The following is an 18,850-nucleotide window of genomic DNA, read 5'->3' on the forward strand; positions in this document are numbered from 1 at the left end:
TTACATCGGCCGGACTTCGACCACGTCAGGCACGAAGTGCTTGAGCAGGTTCTGAATGCCGTGCTGGAGCGTCGCCGTCGATGACGGGCAGCCGGAGCAGGCGCCCTTCATGTTGAGATAGACGATACCGTCCTTGAAACCGCGGAAGGTGATGTCGCCGCCGTCATTGGCGACGGCCGGCCGCACCCGGGTCTCGATCAGGTCCTTGATCATGTCGACGGTCTCGGCGTCGGCTTCATCGAAGAACTCGTCCTCGTCGTCGAGATCGGCATCGCTGTGCGCTTCGCCGTCGGCGAGCAGCGGCGCGCCGGACATGTAGTGCTCCATGATGGCCCCGAGAATCGCGGGCTTGAGCTGCTGCCACTCACCGCTCGCCTTCGTCACGGTGATGAAATCCGATCCGTAGAACACGCCGGTGACGCCGGGCACCTCGAACAGCTTCTCGGCGAGCGGCGAACGCGCCGCCGATTCGCGGCTCGAAAATTCCATCGGGCTGCCGTCGACCACGACGCGGCCGGGAATGAACTTCAGCGTGGCGGGATTGGGGGTGGCTTCGGTTTGAATGAACATGGTTTTCTCCAGACGTCGCCGGTTCAAGGCCGGCGCGTGCTCCATCCCCTAGCAGATGGCGACGGCGAACGCACGGTCAAGGGGGGAGGGAGGGCGTTTCGGTGCAATTTCAGTGGGTTAAGGTACGCAATCTTCTCTCGTCGTCATGGCCGGGCTTGTCCCGGCCATCCACGCTTTGCTTCGTCGTGCCAAGAACGTGGATGCCCGGGACAAGCCCGGGCATGACGAGTAACCCACCGGCAGAGCCGCCTACGACAGCGAATCCACGCTTTCGTCGCTCAGCGCGCCCGAGATAATCGTCACCGGCACCGGGAAGGTGCCGAGCGCATTTGCGAGCAGCGAGACCAGGGGTCCGGGCCCCTCCGCGCCAGGATTGGCGGCGAGCACCAGCATGGCGATATCGGGGTCCTCGTCGATCACTGCGAGCAGCTGTTCCATCGCGCTGCCCTCGCGGATCACCCGCTCCGGCGTGATCGCAGCGATGCCGTTGGCGCGCCCGGCGGCGCGGTCGAGTGCGGCCTCGGCGGCTTCCTGCGCTTCGGCGCGCATGATGTCGGCCACCCCCAACCATTCCTGGCTCTGCTGCTCAGGCTCTATGATGCGCAGCATCACCACGCCGCCGCCGGCGCGGATCGCCCAGCGGCTGGCGTAATAGACGGCGCGATCCCATTCGGCGCTGTCGTCGACGATGACGAGGCATTTGGGCTTGTGACCCGGCTCGTAGCAAAGTCGCTTGCTGGTCATGCATGTCCCGGATTGTGCACGGGCAGCATGCTGCCACACTCCCGCAATGTTTGGGAGAGGCGAAGCGGCCGGCGCCGTGGCGTCAGCCGGCCTTGCGAAGTGCGCCTTAGCGCCGGCGGATGAAGCCGACGATGTCCTTGGAGAGCTTCATGGTCTCGTCGGCGATCGCGCGCGCCCGGTCGGATCCCTCGTTCAGGATCGAGTCGATATGGCCGGGGTCGGCGACGAGGCGCTTCATCTCGCCGGCGATCGGCGCGAGCTTGGTGACGCACAGCTCCGCCAGTGCGTTCTTGAAGCTGGAGAACTGGCCGCCGCCGAAATCGCGCAGCACGTCCGCCTTGGAGCGGCCGCACAGCGCGGCGAAGATGCCGACGAGATTGTCGGCCTCGGGCCGCGCTTCCAGGCCCTTCTCTTCCGTCGGCAGCGGCTCCGGATCGGTCTTCGCCTTGCGGATCTTCTGCGCGATGGTGTCGGCATCGTCGGTGAGGTTGATGCGCGAATTGTCGGAGGCGTCCGACTTCGACATCTTCTTGGTGCCGTCGCGCAGGCTCATCACGCGCGTCGCCGGACCCGTAATCAAGGGTTCCGGCAGCGGGAAGAACAGCCCGTCATTGACGCCCTGCGCGCGGATCGAGTCGCCGAAGTCGTTGTTGAACTTCTGCGCGATGTCGCGCGAAAGCTCGAGATGCTGCTTCTGGTCCTCGCCCACGGGAACGTGGGTGGCGCGGTAGAGCAGAATGTCGGCGGCCATCAGCACGGGATAGTCGAATAGACCGACCGAGGCGTTCTCGCGGTCCTTGCCGGCCTTCTCCTTGAACTGGGTCATGCGGCCGAGCCAGCCCATGCGCGCAACGCAGTTGAAGATCCAGGCGAGCTCGGCATGGCCGGAGACCTGGCTCTGGTTGAACACGATGTGCTTCTTCGGGTCGATGCCGGCCGCGATGAACGCGGCGGTCACCTCCCGGGTGTTGCGCGCGAGCTCGACCGGCCCGCCCCAGACGTCCACCCCTTGCGTGATCGCGTGCATGTCGACGACGCAATAGATGCAATTGTGGGTTTCCTGCATCTTCACGAAGTTGACGATGGCGCCGAGGTAATTGCCGAGGTGGAGATTGCCCGTCGGCTGGACGCCCGAAAAGACCCGTTCAACGAATGGCATGGTCAGCCTTCCCATAGGTATTCGGGCGTCGTTTCCAACAGCGGCGCTGCCCCGTCAAGGGTCTTTCGCCGGGCTCGCGGTTTAGCCGGGCCGTTTCAACGCGTTAACCGCCTCACGCCAGGAGGCGGCGCCGACGGTTTGCAGCAGCAAGCCGTAGACGGCGATCCCGGCCACGATCTGTACACCCAGCGCAATGAAGTGGATGAGCCCATGGGCGCCGGCAGGCACCAGACCCGTTGTCAGCCAGAGCAGGGCGCCCATGGCGATCGCGGCCAGCACGATCCGCGGCAATCGCGTGCGGGCACTCGCATCGATCGAGAAGCCGAACGCGGCCGTGCCCTTCCGGATCAAGGAGAGCGCGCTGCTCCAGGCGCCGGCCGCGATACCAGCCGCGATACCGCTCGCGCCAAGGAGATGGCCGAGCAGAATCGCGAGCACGACCGTCACCACGAAGCCCTTGGCGGTCGCGAGCAGCGGCGTCACCGTGTCGCTGCGGGCATAGAACGCCGGCGACAGCGCCTTGATCAGCACATGAGCCGGCAGGCCCAGCGCCAGCCACATCAGCGAGCGCGCGGTGGCCGCGCTGTCCTCCGCACCGAACGCGCCATGCTCGAACAACAGCCGCACGATCGGTTCGGCCAGCACGATCAGGCCGAGGGTGGCCGGCAGCGCCAGCCCGGCGGCAAGCTCGAGCGCGCGGGATTCGGCATGCGCCACCGCGTCGCGATCGGAGCTAGCGACGGCGCGCGTCAGCTCCGGCACCAGCACGGTGCCCATGGCGACGCCGACGATGCCGAGCGGCAGCTCGATCAAGCGGTTGGCGAAATAGAGCCAGGACACGGCGGACGGCGTTGCGGACGCGATGATCGCACCCGCCACCATCAGCCATTGCGGCCCCGAGCTTGCGATCATGCCGGGGATCGCCTTGGCGAAGAAGCCGCGCATCTCCTTGTCGAAACTGGCGCGCAGCGGTGTCGCCAGGCGCGCGCTTCGCCGCGACAGCAGCATCAGCAATTGCAGCAGGCCGGCCAGGCCGACCGTCGCCGCCAGGATCCACGCGGCGAAGCCGGCGTCTGCATGCCAGACCAGCAGCATCACGATCGCCGCGATCAGCGCAATGTTGAACAGCAGTGGCGAGAACGCCGTCAGCGCGAAGCGCCCCTGCGCATTGAGAAGCCCCATCAGCACGGTGACGGGACCGGCGAAGGCGAGGTAAGGCAGCATCAGCCGCGCGTTCTGAACCGCGAGATCGAGCGTGCCACTGCCGAGGAATCCCGGCGCGATGACCGTCATGATCAGCGGCATCAACAACGCGATCAGGATCGAGCTCGCGATCAGGGCCGCGCTGACCGTGCCGAGCACGCGCCCGGCGAACGCCGCGGCTTCCGCCACCCCGTCGCGGTCCCGCACCCGCAGCCAGGCAGGGATCAGCGCCGCGTTCAGCGCGCCCTCGCTGAGCAGCCGCCGCACCACGTTGACGAGCTGGAACGCCGCCAGAAACGCATCCGCCACGGCGCCGGTGCCGAGCAGCGCCGCAATGAGGGAATCGCGGGCAAAACCCAGCAGGCGCGAGGCCAGCGTTCCCGTCGAGACGGTCAGGAAGGAGCGGATCATGCTCTCGAAAATACCGTTGCTTGCCCGCCAAGGCCCGGTCGTGATAGGCCGCGAGCTTGGATTTCAGGCCGACAGGAAGCGGATTTCCGGTTAGATCGCAATCCGGCAAACAGGATCAAGGTGAATGGCTGACGTGAAATATGACGTTCTCGGCATCGGCAACGCGCTGTTCGACGTGCTGGTTCGGACCGACGAGGCCTTTCTGGCCAAGCATGGCATGGCGAAGGGCAGCATGTCGCTGATCGACGAGGCGCGCGCGGCGGCCATCTACAAGGACATGGGTCCGGCCACGGAAGTCTCGGGCGGATCTGCGGCCAACACCATCGTCGGCATCGGCAGCCTGGGGGCGCGCGCCGCCTATGTCGGCAAGGTCAAGGACGACCAGATCGGCAAGCTCTACGTGCACGACATTCGCGCCGCCGGCGTCGCCTTCAACACGCCCGCTGCCAAGGACGGCCCCGCCACCGGCTGCTCCTACATCCTGGTCACCGGCGACGGCGAGCGCACCATGAACACCTATCTCGGCGCGGCGCAGGACCTGTCGCCCGCCGACATCGATCCGGCCGAGATTGCGGGCGCGGGCATCGTCTACCTCGAGGGCTATCTCTGGGACCCCAAGAACGCCAAGGAGGCCTTCGTCAAGGCGGCCAAGATCGCCCATGACGCCAAGCGCAAGGTGGCGCTGACGCTCTCGGATTCCTTCTGCGTCGATCGCTATCGCGACGAGTTTCTCTCGCTGATGCGGGGCGGCACCGTCGACATCGTGTTCGCCAACGAGTCCGAGCTGCACTCGCTCTACATGACCTCGGATTTCGACACCGCGCTGAAGCAGCTGCGCAACGACGTCAATCTCGGTGTGGTCACCCGCAGCGAGAAGGGCTGCATGGTGGTGTCGTCGGAAGACGCGGTCGCCGCGCCGGCCTTCCCGGTCGAGAAGGTGGTCGACACCACCGGTGCCGGCGATCTCTTCGCCGCCGGCTTCCTCTACGGCCTCGCGCGCAACTTCGGCTACAAGCAGTGCGGCGAGCTCGGCGCGCTCGCCGCCGCCGAAGTCATCCAGCACATCGGCGCCCGCCCGCTGGTGTCGCTGAAGGAGCTGGCCGAGCAGCGCGGGTTGACAGGTTAAGGTCCCGCTCTCACGCCGTCATTGCGATCCTCATTCTCCGGTGTCATCGCCCGCGAAGGCGGGCGATCCAGTATTCCGGAAGCATCAGCGGGTTACGAAAAAGCCGCGGCGTACTGGATTCCCCGCTTCCGCGGGGAATGACACCGTCAGTGTTGCGCGAGTGTTCGACAACTCACGCCGTCTTCGCCGCCTTCAATCCCAAACGCTGCTCGACTGCCTCGCGCATCAGGAATTTCTGGATCTTTCCGGTCACGGTCATCGGAAACTCGTCGACGAATTCGACGTAGCGCGGGATCTTGTTGTGGGCGATCTGGCCTTCACAGAAGGCGCGCACTTCCTCAGCCGTCAGTTGCTCGCCCGCTCTGACGCGAATCCAGGCGCAGAGTTCTTCGCCGTAGCGGGTGTCTGCGACGCCAAAGATTTGCACGTCCTGGATCTTGGGGTGACGATACAGAAACTCCTCGATTTCGCGCGGATAGAGGTTTTCGCCGCCGCGGATCACCATGTCCTTGATGCGGCCGACGATGTTGCAATAACCATCGTCGTCGATGGTGGCGAGATCGCCGGTGTGCATCCAGCCGTTCGCGTCGAGCACGTCGGCCGTCTTCTCCTTCTCTTCCCAATAACCCAGCATGATGCTGTAGCCGCGGGTGCACAGCTCGCCGCGTTCGCCGCGCTTCACGATCCTGCCCTCGAGATCGACGATCTTGACCTCGACATGCGGATGGATACGTCCGACCGTGGAGACGCGGCGCTCCAGCGGATCGTCCACCGCGCTCTGGAAGCTGACGGGGCTGGTCTCGGTCATGCCATAGGCGATGGTGACCTCCCGCATGTTCATCTCGGTGTTGACGCGCTTCATCACCTCGATCGGGCAGGGCGCGCCGGCCATGATGCCGGTGCGCAGCGATGTCAGGTCGAAGCCGGCAAATTCGGAGTGATCGAGTTCGGCGATGAACATCGTCGGCACGCCGTAGAGCGCCGTACATTTCTCCAGCTCGATCGTGCGCAGCGTCGCGAGCGGGTCAAAACCCTCGCCGGGATAGACCATCGCGGCGCCGAGCGTCACGGAGGCAAGGTTGCCCATCACCATGCCGAAGCAATGATAGAGCGGCACCGGAATGCAGATGCGATCCTTCTCGGTGAGGCGCATCGCGCGGCCGACGAAATAGCCGTTGTTGAGAATGTTGTGGTGGGTTAGCGTCACGCCCTTGGGTGATCCGGTCGTGCCGCTGGTGAACTGGATATTGACGGGATCGTCGAACTGCAACTCCTGGCCGAGCGCGGCCAATTGCTGACGGTGCCGGTCGCCGCCCATGCGCGCGACCTCGTCGAAGGCAATCGTGCCCGGGGCGGCCGGGCCGCCGATCTGGATGACATTGCGGAGGGCCGGCAGCCGTGCCGCTTGCAGCTGTCCGGGCCTGGCGGATGACAGCTCCGGCAATAGCGTGTTGAGCATCTCCATGTAGTTGCTGGTCTTGAACGCCGTCGCGGTGACGATCGCCGCGCAGCCGACCTTGCGAAGGGCAAATTCCAGCTCGCTCAGGCGATAGGCAGGATTGATCGTCACTAGGATCAGGCCGGCCTTGGCGGCGGCGAACTGGGTCAGCGTCCATTCCGGCCGGTTCAGCGACCAGATGCCGATCCGTTGGCCCCGCTCGAGCCCGAGCGCAAGAAAGCCGGCGGCAAGCGCATCAACCCGTTCCGCGAATTCCGACCAGGCCCATCGCACGCCGTGGCTGGGCGAGACCAGCGCTTCGCGATTGCCCCAGCGCTGCGCGGCCTGGTCGAGACTCCGGCCGATCGTGTCGCCGAGCAGCGGCGCGTCCGAGATGCCGCAAACGTAGCTGTCCGCTTTGTCCGCCAAGTCGAAATCCTTTCGTCAGTGATGATCGGCACACTCTACCCGTCGTCATGCCCGGGCTTGTCCCGGGCATCCACGTTCTTTGTGCCGCGTGGCAAGACGTGGATGGCCGGGACAAGCCCGGCCATGAGGTCAGGTGAGAGGTTGACGAGTCACGCCGCCTTCTGCCCGCTTCCGGCAGCATCGAGCCCGGCATAAACGCCGCGCTCAAAGCCTGCGAACGCCTCCAGGCATTTCGCGTCCGCGAACGGCAGCAGCTGCATCAGGATGACGCCGGTGACGTCTCGCGCCGGGTCGATCCAGTAATAGGTGTTGGCGAGGCCCGCCCAGGCGAGGCTGCCGGCGCTGCGGCCCTCGGCGGTCTTGGCGGTGTTGATCATGAAGCTGAGGCCCCACTTCTTCACCTGCTCCGGATAGAGATCGACGTCGTTGGTGTACATCGGCGCCGCCGTCGTCATCTTGGTCATGTTGAGATCGCCCATCTGGTTCTGGCTCATCATGGCGATCGTGTCGGCCTTCAGCACCTGATTGTCGTTGCCGCGGCCCTTGTTGAGGATCATCTGGGTGAACTTGATGTAGTCGGCCGCCGTCGAATAGAGCCCGCCGCCGCCCATGTGAAATTCAGGCTCCTGCTCCAGCTCGAACGGGATCGCTGCCAGCTGGCCGTCCTCGCCGCGCGCATGCATGCCGACCAGGCGCTTGCGCATGTCGTCGCTGATCTTGAAAGCGGTGTCGCGCATGCCGAGCGGCGCGAACAGATTGTCGCGCAGGTACGCGTCGAGCCGCTTGCCGCTGGCGGCCTCCACGGCCTTGCCGACGAAATCGATGTTGGTGCCGTACTCCCAGCGCGTGCCGGGGTCGGACATGATCGGCGTCTTCAATGCCGCGTTCTGGCAGGTGGTGATGGCGGGAATGCCGTTCTTGTCCAGATAGACCGCGAGATCGCCGTTCCACATGTTGTAGCAGAAGCCGGCGGTGTGGGTCATGAGCTGGCGCAGCGTGATCGGTCCTTTGGCCGGCCGCAGCTTCGCCTCGCCCTTGGCGTCAAAGCCTTCGAGCACCTGCGGATTGGCGAGCTCCGGCAAGACATCGCCGATCGGCGCATCCAGCGACAGCCTGCCCTGCTCGACCAGCTGCATGGCGCCCGCTGTGGTCACCGCCTTCGTCATCGATGCGATCCAGAACACGCTGTCGGCGGTCATCGGATCGGGCTTGGACAGATCGCGCTTGCCGAACGCACCCTGATACAGCACGTCTTGACCGCTGGCCGCGATGGCGACGACGCCCGGAATCTCCTTGGTCTCGCTCTTCTGACGCAGAATCTCATCGATCTGGGCTTGGCTTTGCATGGCGTTTCCTCGGGTTTGATTATTGTTGGAAGTGATCGATTGTCTTCCCGGATCTCCGGCGCGGCAAGCGCCATCTATGTACCTGCACCGGTCGCGATGTCGTGACTTGACGGTCTTGATCCAACGCAGGACGACAACGAGGCTGAGCGCGCACGCTCTTTTACAATCTGCGGTGGATCGGCGTGTCTCGCCTCACCTTGGATGGGTTTCTCGCGATATGCTTCGTGGTTTTCGAACCCCTGAAACATTTCGTGAGCTGCCGCGTTCAGCACCCGGCCCGATCGACGAGCCGTTAAGACTTGATGCAAATGTGCCGGCCGTGGATGGGCGGCGAGGGGGACCTCAGATGATTTCGACCTGGAGCGAATGGAAACGCTATCCCCGTGCCGGACGAGGCGAGAATCTGGAGGCGCCGATTTCGCCCGGCATTTACGAGGTCCGCATCGCCGGCACCGGCGCGCTCTATTCCTTCGGCGCCGTCGACAATCTGGCGCAGGCGCTGGCGCTGCTGCCGGTTGGCTCGAAGTCGTGGTTCGGCCGTCGCGACACCTCCCACGTTCCCGATCTGGAATACCGGACCTGCGCGACCTCCACGAAGGCGGACGCCAAGGCCGCGGCCGAACGCATGATCGGACGCCGCGAGACCTATATGAGCGGCGCGGCCTGATCCTTCCGCGGCGGTGGTGCTTCACCTCTCCCCGCCGGGGAGAGGTGAAGGACCAGCGGCCCTCAGCTTAACTCCCAGCAGATGTGCGTTGCCGGGCGGTGCATTGCGTACCGTCTGTCCCTATATTGCGGCCGATCCGATCGCCCAGGGAGAAACGCCATGACACCGACCGCCGCCGCACGCGCCTCGCAAGCCACCGCCACTCTGCGCGACCGGTTGAAGGACCCATCGCTGCTGAAGGAGGCCTGCTACATCGACGGCGCCTGGGTCGGCACGCCGGTCTTCCCTGTCAACAATCCCGCCACCGGCGTCGAGCTCGCCAAGGTGCCGCAGCTTGGTGCCGACGACACCACCCGGGCGGTTGAAGCCGCCGAGCGCGCCTTTCCGGCCTGGGCAAAGCACACCGCCAAGCAGCGCTCCAACATCCTGCGGAAATGGTTCGAGCTGATCACGGCCAATCGCGAGGACCTCGCGCTGATCCTCACCTCCGAGCAGGGCAAGCCGCTCACCGAGGCGCTCGGCGAGGTCGATATCGGCGCGGCCTATATCGAGTTCTTCGCCGAGGAAGCGAGGCGCGTCTATGGCGAGACCATCCCGACCCAGCGCGCCGATGCGCGCCTGCTCGCCATCAAGCAGCCGATCGGCGTCTGCGGTGCGATCACGCCGTGGAATTTCCCGAACTCGATGATCACGCGCAAAGTGTCGCCGGCGCTGGCGGCCGGCTGCACGGTGGTGCTCAAGCCCGCCAACGAGACGCCGCTGTCGGCGCTGGCGCTGGCCGTGCTCGCCGAGCGGGCCGGCGTCCCCAAGGGCGTGCTCAACATCATCACGGGCGATGCGCCGCCGATCGGCAAGGTGCTGTGCGAGCATCCGGCCGTGCGTTTCGTCGGCTTCACCGGCTCGACCGCCGTCGGCAAGATCCTCTACCAGCAGGCCTCGGTCGGCGTGAAGCGGCTCGGCCTCGAGCTCGGCGGTAACGCGCCGTTCGTGGTGTTCGACGACGCCGACATCGACGCCGCGGTCGAAGGCGCCATCGTCTCGAAATACCGCAACATGGGCCAGACCTGCGTCTGCGCCAACCGCATCTACGCCCAGGACAAGATCTACGACGAGTTCGTGCAGAAGCTGTCGAAGAAGGTCGCCGCGATGAAGATCGGCGACGGCACCGAAGGCGGCGTCACGCAAGGCCCGCTGATCAACATGAAGGCGGTCGACAAGGTCGAGCGCCACATTGCCGATGCCGTCAAGCGCGGCGCCAAGGTCGTCACCGGCGGCAAGCGCAGCGAGCTCGGCCGCTCCTTCTTCGAGCCGACGGTGCTGGCCGACGTCAAGCCTGACTCGCTGGTGTCGCAGGAGGAGACCTTCGGCCCCCTCGCACCCGTGATCCGCTTCAAGGACGAGGCGGACGTCATCGCGATGTGCAACGCCTCGCCCTTCGGCCTCGCCTCGTACTTCTACTCCCGCGATATCGGCCGGGTCTGGCGTGTCGCCGAGGCGCTGGAATCGGGCATGGTCGGCGTCAACACCGGCCTCATCACCACCGAGGTCGCGCCCTTCGGCGGCGTCAAGGAAAGCGGCCTGGGCCGCGAAGGCTCGCGTCACGGCATGGAAGAATATGTCGAGATCAAATACGTGATGATGGCGGGGGTGTGAGAGCCGCCGTCCTCTTCGCGAACGCGAGCCAGGCAGAAATGGTGGAGAGGGGCTCCCGGCCTCTCCACGTCATTGCGAGAGGAGCGAAGCAATCCAGAATCCCTCCGCGGCAAGACTCTGGATTGCTTCGCTGCGCTCGCAATGACGAAGCGAGACGCGACAGTCGGGCCTAAATCTTCAGCTCATTCCCCGTCACGCGCCGATACGCTTCCAGGTACCGCTTGCTGGTCGCGTCCACCACGCTGGCCGGCAGCGGCGGCGGCGGGGCGTCGCCGTTCCAGCGGCCGGCGCGGCGTTCGACGTCGAGATAGTCGCGCAAGGGCTGCTTGTCGAAGCTCGCCTGCGGCTGACCCGGCTTGTAGGCATCTAACGCCCAGAAGCGCGACGAGTCCGGCGTCATGACTTCGTCGATCAAGATGATGCGGCCGTCCTTGTCGCGGCCGAACTCGAACTTGGTATCGGCGATGATGATGCCCTGCTCGCGGGCGAGCTCCTCGCCGAGCGTGTAGATCGCGCGCGTCATGCTCTCCAGCGTGTAAGCGACCTCGTCGCCGACCACGGCGCGCATCTTCGCGATGGTGATGTTCTCGTCATGGCCGCTCTCGGCCTTGGTCGCCGGGCTGAAGATCGCCGGCTCCAGCTTCTCGCTCTCGACGAGGCCAGCCTTCAGCGTCTCGCCCGCGAGCGTTCCGCTGGCAGCATATTCCTTCCAGGCGGAGCCTGAGAGATAGCCGCGGATCACGCATTCGATCGGAAACACGGTGGTGCGCTTGCACAGCATGGCGCGGCCAAGGATCTCCGCGCGATGCGGTTTCAACGCCGGTACGGCCGCGACGATCGCGTCGGTGTCGGCGCTGATCATGTGATGCGGCACCACGCCTTCGAGCTCATTGAACCACCACGCGCTGATCTGCGTCAGCACCGCGCCCTTCATCGGGATGGTCTCGCCCATCACCACGTCGAAGGCGCTGATGCGGTCGGTGGTGACGAGCAGCAGGCGGTCGTCGTCGACAGCGTAGATATCGCGCACCTTGCCGCGTCCGATCTTGGCAAGCGGCAGGTCGCTGGAGAGCATGGTGGTCATCGGCAAAGCCTTCGCACAGGGAATCCAGCCGCATTCGTTGTGCGGCCGGACACCGGATTAGCCTATTCCGGCAGCGGAATGAACTCGTGTTCCTGCGGAACTGCGGCGAAGCGGCCGGTTTTCCAGTCCTGCTTGGCCTGCTCGATCCGCTCCTTGCTGGAGGAGACGAAATTCCACCAGATGTGGCGCGGGCCCTCCAGCGCATCGCCGCCGAGAAACATCATTCGCGTGGCCTTCAGGGCTTTCACGGTGATGCGGTCGCCGGGCCGGAAGATCAGCAGGCGCGGCCCTTCGTAGCGCTCGTTCGCGATCTCGACCTCGCCGTCGACGACATAGATCGCGCGCTCCTCATGGTCCGGATCCAGCGGCACGCTCGCGCCTGCCACCGCCGTGACCTCGGTGTAGAACCAGGGCGAGACCATCGACACCGGCGAGGTGATGCCGAGGGCGGAGCCCGCGATCACCCGCGCGGTGAAGTCGCGCTCGGAAATCATCGGCAAATCGCCTGCCGCATAATGCTGGAACGACGGCGCGATCTCTTCGGAGCCCGCCGGCAGCGCGATCCAGCTTTGCAGGCCGAGCATCTTCTGTCCCGAGGCGCGCTGCGCGTCCGGCGTGCGCTCGGAATGCGCGATGCCGCGCCCGGCCGTCATCAGGTTCATCGCGCCCGGCGCGATCTCCTGGACGTTGCCCTCGCTGTCGCGATGCATGATTGCGCCGTCGAACAGATAGGTGACGGTGGCGAGCCCGATATGTGGATGCGGCCGCACGTCCATGCCCTTGCCGGAGACGAACTGCACCGGTCCGAAATGGTCGAAGAAGATGAACGGCCCGACCATCTGCCGCTTGCCGTGCGGCAACGCCCGCCGCACCGCGAACCCGTCACCGAGATCGCGTGTGCGCGGCACGATGACGAGATCGAGCGCATCGCAGGACATGGGATCGCCGAGCACGGGATCGTTCGAGGGCTGCCAGCTCATGAGTGGACTCCTTTTGGCTTTGTTGGACGCGACGGTAGCAGACTTTCACATCAGCGTCGCGACAAAGCGAGCGCCCGACGTCGCAGCTGCGATAGCCTACATACTCCGCTGTCATGCCCCGGCTTGACCGGGGCATCCAGTACGCCGCAGCCCATCGATTCAACCGCTGCCGTCTCGGAGTACTGGATCGCCCGGTCAAGCCGGGCGATGACAGCTGTGGATGCCGCCGCTAGCCCTTGCATGCGGATGGACCTTGAAAAAGCGAGCCTGACGAACGATGTTCGGCTGCCTTCAACTGCGACCGTTCGACCCAGCCGATGACCCTTACCGCAACCGAGCTCGCCTTCCGCGCTGCCAGCGTCGCGCTGCTGCTTGTGCTCGCGGCCTCGCTTGTCTCCGGCCTCCGTCATGTGCTGGCAGCCCGCCTCGGCGCCGTCTTCGCGTTAGGCTCGGCGGCGCATGCCGCGAGCTATTCCATCGGCGTGTCGTCGCCCGTTCCGATCTGGCACGCGCCGCTGATTGCACTGTCGACCGGCAACATCGTCGTGTTCTGGCTGTTCACGCGCGCGCTGTTCGACGACGACTTTGGGCTACGCTGGTGGCATGGTTTGATCTGGGCCGCGGTGACCGCCTTCAGCTTGGTCGGGTGTCTCTGGATCGCGCCGGGCGGCAACGCGCGGTTCTCCGTGACGGCAGTGAACCTGATCGTGCTCGGCTTCATCGCGCTCGCGGTGGCGCAGACGATCGGATCGTGGTCCGCCGATCTGGTCGAGCGCCGCCGCCGCCTGCGCGTCGTCATCGTCTGCGCCGCCGCACTCTATGGCGGGTCGAATGCGCTGCTCCAGATCCTCGTTGCCTTCAGCGTGGGCGATGTCGCCGACACGATCAATACCGGCGTGCTCGCCTGCATCGTTGCCGCGATCGCCTACGCCATGTTGCGCGTCGATGGCGCCGATCTGTTTCCGATTGGGCCAGAGCCCGCACCGGCGATCGCGCCGATCCAGCCTTTGGCCGAGGACTCCGACAAGAAACTCATCGATGCCCTGATGCGCCTGATGGCGGACGAGCGGATCTATCGCCAGGAGAACATCACCATCGGTGTGCTGGCGGGCCGGCTGAAGATTCCCGAATACAGGCTGCGCCGGCTGATCAACCAGCGGCTCGGCTATCGCAATTTCAATGTATTCCTGAACAACCACCGCATCGAGGAAGCCAAGGCCGCGCTCGCCGATCCCTCCCAGGCCGAGGTCCCCGTCATCACCATCGCCATGGACGCCGGCTTCCAGTCGCTGGGACCATTCAACCGCGCCTTCAAGGCGGTGACAGGCGTGACGCCGACCGAGTACCGGCGGTTGAAGACGAGTGCGGCGTGATCCTTCTTTACCTCTCCCCGCTTGCGGGGAGAGGTCGGATCGCTCTTGCGATCCGGGTGAGGGGGAACAGGTCTCACGACGAACTCGTCTGGGGAGAGAGCCCCTCACCCCAACCCTCTCAGCGCGAGCGAAGCTCGTCGCGGCCCCGTAAGAACGGGGAGAGAGAGCAGACCCATCGCTGTCTCACTTTCGTATCACTCTGAAATAGCTCGCTTATTCCAAAATCGGCCAGCCCGCCCCGATTTCAACCAACCCCTTTTCCAAATCCGGCGAGCATCCCCCATCCGCATCCCGCTTCCTCCCCGGCATACGCCCCAGCCGGAGAACGCCCGTGACCCGCCGCCGCAAGATCCTCCTCATTGCCTCCGCGATCGCCGCAGCCGGCCTCGCGCTCGGCGCGGCCCGGGCTCGCGACGTGCCGAAGGTCGCGACCGGCTTCGTCGCCGATATCCTGTGCGCCGAGACGTTCGTCTCCGGCCTCGATCCCAGGCGCAACTTCGCCGAGACCACGGATGCCATGCCAGGAGCGAGTCTGATCGACTGGGCGATGGAGTACAGGGTCGACCGCGTCCGCAAGGATGTCACGGTGACGCTGTTCGGCCTCGGCCGCAGCCATGCCATGTATCGCGAGGGCCTCGGCTGCACGCTCGAGCACGGCGCTGGCATTGCCTCCGTCGAGCCGCTGCCTGACGACAAGCGGCCCGCGTTGCTTCCCGCGATCGCCGGCCCCGCGATCGTGCCGCCGCAGAGCCCCGAGCTCGGCGCCGCGCTCGACCGGGCCTTCGCCGAGCCCGCTCAACCGCCTTACCGCCGCACCCGCGCCATCGTCGTGATGAAGGCCGGCCGCGTCGTCGCCGAACGCTACGCCGACGGCATCGGCCCCGAGACGCCGCTGCTCGGCTTCTCCATGACCAAGTCGGTGGTCTCGGCGCTGATCGGCGTGCTGGTGCGCCAGGGCAAGCTGAAGCTCGACGGCCCCGCACCGGTCGCCGCCTGGAAAGATCCCGACGATCCGCGCCATGCCATCAATGTCGATCAGCTGCTGCGCCACACCGCGGGCCTTGCGCTCGGCAGCTCGCTGCAGGCCTCGCTCGGCTCCGCCTTCGAGCCGGTCAACCGGATGAAATTCGCCGAGAAGGACATGGCCGCCTATGCCGAAAGCATGCCGCTCGCAACCGCGCCCGGCACCGCATGGAATTATCACGACGGCAACACCCTCATTCTCTCGCGTCTGATCCGTGATGCGACCGGCGGCACACCGCAAGACGCGCTGCGCTTTGCGCGCCGCGAATTGTTCGCCCCGCTCGGCATGCGGAATGTGGTGCTCCAGCTCGACGGCGCCGGCACGATCGAAGGGTCGAGCGAGATGCTCGCCTCCGCCCGCGACTGGGCGCGCTTCGGCCAGCTCTATCTCAATGACGGCGTCGCCGGCGGCAAGCGCATCCTGCCGGAAGGGTGGGTGAACTATTCGGCGACGGCCACGCCGAATGCCTGGGTCGGCATCGGCGCCGGTTTCTGGACCAACCGCGGCGACAGCTTTGGCGCAAATTTTCGCGTGGAGCACGGCTGGCCGCGCGATGCCTTCTTCGCCAAGGGCACGATCGGGCAGTACGCGATCGTGGTCCCGTCGGAGCAGCTGGTGATCGTGCGGCTCGGACGTTCCCCAAACGCACCGCCGCAAGCCGACGGCGTGTTCGAGTTGGTGCGGGATGTCGTGGCAGCAACGCGCGAGAAGGGGAAGCTGGCGGGAGAGGATTAAGACGCCTCTTACCCTCCCCTGGGGGGAGGGTCGATCGCGCGCAGCGCGAGCGGGGTGGGGTGACGGTCTCTCAGCGACGAACAGTGCCCGAGTGGAGAGATCACCCCACCCCGTCACGCAATCTCGCTTCGCTCGATCGCGTGCCGACCCTCCCCCTCCAGTGGAGGGTAAGAAGCGGCTGCGGCTCTAGCTCTTACCTCCCCAATTCCGTCGCCTGCGCCACGCGGTCGAACCGCTCCAGGGTCATGATCGCATCCGCGAACTTCTCCGCGCGCGCGTTCAGCACGGGACGGGCCAGCGTCAAAAACTTCTGCTGCATCGCCTGCGTATCCGGAAACGAGGTCGGCTCTCCGGACGGATCGGCGTAGAGCCGCTCGTGCACGCCGTCGTCCGTGGTGATGCTCACGCGCGCGCCGAACGGATGGGTGCGGCCGATCTCGAGCCGGTCGTCCTGCACCACGTCGAACTTGTCGGCGAGTGCGTCGATCGCGGCGTCGCCGAGACGGTTGTAATCGTCCCAGCCGAACGAGCCCTGGTCGAGTGCGAGCGCACCGGTGAAGAACATCGAGAACTGGCCCCCGACGATCGAGCGCGGGTGCCGCTTGGTCGCGGCGTCGCCGGTCAGCGTGATGCCGTTGCGGTGCAGGCCGATCTCGACGCGCTTGACCTGCTCCGGCGTCAGATTGTGCTCGCGCCGCATCGCGATCAGCGCGTCGATCGCGGCATGGGTGTAGCGGCAGCTCGGATAGGGCTTCACGCCGATCTTCATGGTCTCATAGGTCTTGCCGAGCTCGGCGACCGCCTTGTCCGGATGCGCATCGTCGGTGTAGCCGGCGAGCAGGCCGTGCTTGCCCTCGACCGATTCCGTCGCACCGACGAAATCGTTGCGCGCGAGCGTCGCGGCGATCACGCCGTTCATCGCGGCGGCGCCGACCTGGTAGCGCTTGTTCCAGGCGCCGTTGACCAGAAATTGCAGCGAGCCCGCGGCCTGGCTGCCGGAAACGCCGAATGCTGCAATCAGCTGCTTCTCGCTCAGGCCGAACAGTTTTCCGGCCGCCGCAGCCGCTCCATAAGTGCCGGCGGTCGCCGTCGGGTGGAAGCCGCGCGCGTAATGCGAGGTCGGATCGAGCGCATTGCCGAGCCGGCAGCACACCTCGTAACCGGCAACGATCGCCGTCAGCACGTCGCGCCCGGAGGCGCCGACCATCTCGCCGACGGCGAAGGCGGCCGGCACCACCGGTGCGCTCGGATGCAGCGAGGAATCGGCATGGGTGTCGTCGAAATCGAGGGAGTGGCCGAGCGCGCCGTTGAGCAGCGCCGCGACCGCCGGCGTCCAGGTCTTGGTATCGCCGAACACGGTGGACTCACCCTTGGTGTCGAGCGCCAGCGCCTCCAGCATCTTCAGCATCGACGGGGTCGATTCCGCCTCGCGCCGCGCCCTGATGGCGCTGCCGAGGAAGTCCAGCGTCAGTACCTTGGCGCGCTCCAGCACCTCCGCCGGAATATCCTGGTACTTGAGATTGAAGACATAGGCGGCGAGCGTTGCGGTTTCGTGAGCCATCGTGTTTCCTCGATTTGGCGCGCAAGTTAGGCGGGCTGATTTGGCCTTTCAAGCGGCCTTGCGTCGGCGGGGATCAGCCATGCTTTTGCTTAGGCGAAAAGGATCGGGATATTCCGCATGACGCGCGCAAGGCAGCTGTTCGACCGGATTCGAGCGCGGCGGACGCAATTGGGGCTGGCGATCCGGGTCACCGTCGCCGCGACCGCGGCCTATGCGATCGCGACCGCGCTGCATCTGCTGCTGCCGCTCTGGGCGGTGCTGACCTCGCTGATCGTGACCCAGATGAGCGTCGGCCGCTCGCTGAAGGCGACGCGCGACTACATGCTCGGCACCATCGGTGGAGCCCTCTATGGCGGCGCCATCGCCATCCTGATTCCCTATTCCAGCGAGGCGGGCCTGCTCGGCCTGCTGGTCCTCTCCGTCGCCCCGCTCGCCTTCATCGCCGCGATCAATCCGAGCCTCAGCGCCGCCACTGTCACCGCCGTGATCGTGCTCCTGGTTCCGACCCTGCATCATGCCGATCCCCTGACCTCGGCGATCGATCGGGTCAGCGAGGTCGGTGTCGGCGCTGTCACGGGATTGTTGGTCTCCTTCCTGGTGCTGCCCTCGCGCGCGGTGCGGCAGATCCGCGCCAGCGCGGCGGTTCTGCTCGAATTGATCGCCGATGCCCTCGCCGAGCTGCTGGCAGGCCTCACGCGCGGCCGCGACAACGACGCGCTGCACCGGATCCAGGACGGCATCGGCACCGCGATGGTCAATCTGAATGCGATCGGCTCCGAAGCCGAGCGTGAGCGCGCGGCGCGCTTGTCGAGCGGTCCGGACACCGGCCCATTGCTGCGAACGATCCTGCGGCTGCGCCATGACGTCGTGATGATCGGCCGCGCCACGGTGGTGCCGCTGCCGGTGGAAGTGCAATTGCGGCTGGCAGCGCCCCTGTCGGAAGTGTCGACCGTGATCGCCCGCTTCCTCCGCTCGGCCGCTGGCGCTTTGCGCGAGGGCGCCGGCGCGCCGCCGATCCATCCCGTCCATGTCGCGCTCCAGCACTACGCCGAGGCCGTCGCGTCCGTCCGTCAGGATGGCCTGATCCGCGGTCACCCCAGCGACACCGCCGAGCGCTTCTTCGCGCTCGGCTTCTCCCTGGAGCAGATGCACCAGAATCTCGGCGACCTCGACCGCGTCGTCGGCGAATGGTCGGAGGCCTCGACAGATAAAACCGCACGCGTTGCGGAGTGAGTTCGGGCGCGTCGTCGTCAACGTCGGCTTTCGACAGTAATGCGCGTGTGCGAAGCGCGGCGGTGATCGGCGGTCTGCGGCTCTGAGTCGCTCCACGCGCGCGAGGTTCCATCG

The 18,850-nt window shown here is 65.9% G+C and carries 15 protein-coding genes; 6 read left to right on the plus strand and 9 right to left on the minus strand.

The genetic code is table 11. The annotated features are described in order from the left end of the window. The 4 genes from ABIA40_RS31345 to murJ all read right to left on the minus strand — a co-directional run bounded on the left by ABIA40_RS31345 (window position 1) and on the right by murJ (window position 4,087). On the minus strand, window positions 1-570 hold the full coding sequence (locus tag ABIA40_RS31345; RefSeq protein WP_271541556.1) for a NifU family protein: 570 nt from the start codon (window positions 568-570) through the stop codon (window positions 1-3). Between the two features lie 249 nt (window positions 571-819). Beyond that, complete coding sequence (locus ABIA40_RS31350) at window positions 820-1,314, minus strand: universal stress protein (protein WP_271541558.1); 495 nt, start codon at window positions 1,312-1,314, stop codon at window positions 820-822. A 106-nt stretch (window positions 1,315-1,420) separates the two neighbouring features. Next, window positions 1,421-2,473 (minus strand): tryptophan--tRNA ligase, encoded by a 1,053-nt coding sequence (gene trpS / locus ABIA40_RS31355; protein WP_404545105.1) that lies wholly within the window; start codon window positions 2,471-2,473, stop codon window positions 1,421-1,423. A gap of 81 nt (window positions 2,474-2,554) precedes the next feature. Further along, on the minus strand, window positions 2,555-4,087 hold the full coding sequence (gene murJ / locus ABIA40_RS31360; RefSeq protein ID WP_271541562.1) for a murein biosynthesis integral membrane protein MurJ: 1,533 nt from the start codon (window positions 4,085-4,087) through the stop codon (window positions 2,555-2,557). A 124-nt stretch (window positions 4,088-4,211) separates the two neighbouring features. On the opposite strand from murJ, the gene ABIA40_RS31365 reads away from it, so the two are divergent. Further along, window positions 4,212-5,213, plus strand: a complete 1,002-nt coding sequence (locus ABIA40_RS31365) for an adenosine kinase (RefSeq protein ID WP_036002704.1) — start codon at window positions 4,212-4,214, stop codon at window positions 5,211-5,213. Window positions 5,214-5,385: 172 nt separating this feature from the next. On the opposite strand, the gene ABIA40_RS31370 is transcribed toward ABIA40_RS31365, so the two are convergent. Together ABIA40_RS31370 and ABIA40_RS31375 are read right to left on the minus strand one after the other, a co-directional pair. Further along, complete coding sequence (locus tag ABIA40_RS31370; RefSeq protein WP_404545107.1) at window positions 5,386-7,080, minus strand: AMP-binding protein; 1,695 nt, start codon at window positions 7,078-7,080, stop codon at window positions 5,386-5,388. A 149-nt stretch (window positions 7,081-7,229) separates the two neighbouring features. Next, a complete protein-coding gene (locus ABIA40_RS31375) occupies window positions 7,230-8,426 on the minus strand; it encodes a serine hydrolase domain-containing protein (protein ID WP_404545110.1) in 1,197 nt (398 codons plus the stop codon). A gap of 346 nt (window positions 8,427-8,772) precedes the next feature. Between ABIA40_RS31375 and ABIA40_RS31380 the strand changes: the two genes are divergently transcribed. After that, complete coding sequence (locus ABIA40_RS31380; RefSeq protein ID WP_100236193.1) at window positions 8,773-9,093, plus strand: hypothetical protein; 321 nt, start codon at window positions 8,773-8,775, stop codon at window positions 9,091-9,093. 159 nt (window positions 9,094-9,252) lie between these two features. Beyond that, window positions 9,253-10,746, plus strand: coding sequence for an NAD-dependent succinate-semialdehyde dehydrogenase (locus tag ABIA40_RS31385; RefSeq protein WP_404545112.1), 1,494 nt, complete (start codon window positions 9,253-9,255; stop codon window positions 10,744-10,746). A gap of 169 nt (window positions 10,747-10,915) precedes the next feature. Here ABIA40_RS31385 and ABIA40_RS31390 read toward each other — a convergent pair whose 3' ends face one another. Then, complete coding sequence (locus ABIA40_RS31390) at window positions 10,916-11,830, minus strand: phosphoribosylaminoimidazolesuccinocarboxamide synthase (RefSeq protein WP_404545114.1); 915 nt, start codon at window positions 11,828-11,830, stop codon at window positions 10,916-10,918. Window positions 11,831-11,892: 62 nt separating this feature from the next. Then, on the minus strand, window positions 11,893-12,810 hold the full coding sequence (locus tag ABIA40_RS31395) for a pirin family protein (RefSeq protein WP_271541573.1): 918 nt from the start codon (window positions 12,808-12,810) through the stop codon (window positions 11,893-11,895). A 317-nt stretch (window positions 12,811-13,127) separates the two neighbouring features. Between ABIA40_RS31395 and ABIA40_RS31400 the strand changes: the two genes are divergently transcribed. Together ABIA40_RS31400 and ABIA40_RS31405 are read left to right on the plus strand one after the other, a co-directional pair. After that, complete coding sequence (locus ABIA40_RS31400; protein ID WP_271541574.1) at window positions 13,128-14,183, plus strand: helix-turn-helix domain-containing protein; 1,056 nt, start codon at window positions 13,128-13,130, stop codon at window positions 14,181-14,183. A gap of 331 nt (window positions 14,184-14,514) precedes the next feature. Further along, window positions 14,515-15,942 (plus strand): serine hydrolase domain-containing protein, encoded by a 1,428-nt coding sequence (locus ABIA40_RS31405; RefSeq protein WP_404545117.1) that lies wholly within the window; start codon window positions 14,515-14,517, stop codon window positions 15,940-15,942. Window positions 15,943-16,135: 193 nt separating this feature from the next. On the opposite strand, the gene ABIA40_RS31410 is transcribed toward ABIA40_RS31405, so the two are convergent. Further along, window positions 16,136-17,503 carry an MmgE/PrpD family protein gene (locus tag ABIA40_RS31410; protein ID WP_275501718.1) on the minus strand — a complete coding sequence of 456 codons (1,368 nt, stop codon included), beginning with the start codon at window positions 17,501-17,503 and terminating at the stop codon, window positions 16,136-16,138. A 117-nt stretch (window positions 17,504-17,620) separates the two neighbouring features. Between ABIA40_RS31410 and ABIA40_RS31415 the strand changes: the two genes are divergently transcribed. Beyond that, window positions 17,621-18,736, plus strand: a complete 1,116-nt coding sequence (locus tag ABIA40_RS31415; RefSeq protein ID WP_225186497.1) for an aromatic acid exporter family protein — start codon at window positions 17,621-17,623, stop codon at window positions 18,734-18,736. Window positions 18,737-18,850 lie beyond the last annotated feature (114 nt).

Origin of the sequence: Bradyrhizobium sp. USDA 223, assembly GCF_044909005.1 — a bacterium.
GTDB classification, from domain to species: Bacteria; Pseudomonadota; Alphaproteobacteria; order Rhizobiales; family Xanthobacteraceae; genus Bradyrhizobium; species Bradyrhizobium yuanmingense.

What these genes read in the sequence shown, in the direction of transcription:
- ABIA40_RS31415 (WP_225186497.1), top strand. Translation starts at nt 17,621, where the DNA reads ATGACGCGCGCAAGGCAGCTGTTCGACCGGATTCGAGCGCGGCGGACG.
- ABIA40_RS31400 (WP_271541574.1), top strand. Translation starts at nt 13,128, where the DNA reads ATGACCCTTACCGCAACCGAGCTCGCCTTCCGCGCTGCCAGCGTCGCG.
- ABIA40_RS31395 (WP_271541573.1), bottom strand. Translation starts at nt 12,810, where the DNA reads ATGAGCTGGCAGCCCTCGAACGATCCCGTGCTCGGCGATCCCATGTCC.
- ABIA40_RS31375 (WP_404545110.1), bottom strand. Translation starts at nt 8,426, where the DNA reads ATGCAAAGCCAAGCCCAGATCGATGAGATTCTGCGTCAGAAGAGCGAG.
- ABIA40_RS31410 (WP_275501718.1), bottom strand. Translation starts at nt 17,503, where the DNA reads ATGGCTCACGAAACCGCAACGCTCGCCGCCTATGTCTTCAATCTCAAG.
- ABIA40_RS31380 (WP_100236193.1), top strand. Translation starts at nt 8,773, where the DNA reads ATGATTTCGACCTGGAGCGAATGGAAACGCTATCCCCGTGCCGGACGA.
- ABIA40_RS31365 (WP_036002704.1), top strand. Translation starts at nt 4,212, where the DNA reads ATGGCTGACGTGAAATATGACGTTCTCGGCATCGGCAACGCGCTGTTC.
- trpS (WP_404545105.1), bottom strand. Translation starts at nt 2,473, where the DNA reads ATGCCATTCGTTGAACGGGTCTTTTCGGGCGTCCAGCCGACGGGCAAT.
- ABIA40_RS31345 (WP_271541556.1), bottom strand. Translation starts at nt 570, where the DNA reads ATGTTCATTCAAACCGAAGCCACCCCCAATCCCGCCACGCTGAAGTTC.
- ABIA40_RS31390 (WP_404545114.1), bottom strand. Translation starts at nt 11,830, where the DNA reads ATGACCACCATGCTCTCCAGCGACCTGCCGCTTGCCAAGATCGGACGC.
- murJ (WP_271541562.1), bottom strand. Translation starts at nt 4,087, where the DNA reads ATGATCCGCTCCTTCCTGACCGTCTCGACGGGAACGCTGGCCTCGCGC.
- ABIA40_RS31350 (WP_271541558.1), bottom strand. Translation starts at nt 1,314, where the DNA reads ATGACCAGCAAGCGACTTTGCTACGAGCCGGGTCACAAGCCCAAATGC.
- ABIA40_RS31385 (WP_404545112.1), top strand. Translation starts at nt 9,253, where the DNA reads ATGACACCGACCGCCGCCGCACGCGCCTCGCAAGCCACCGCCACTCTG.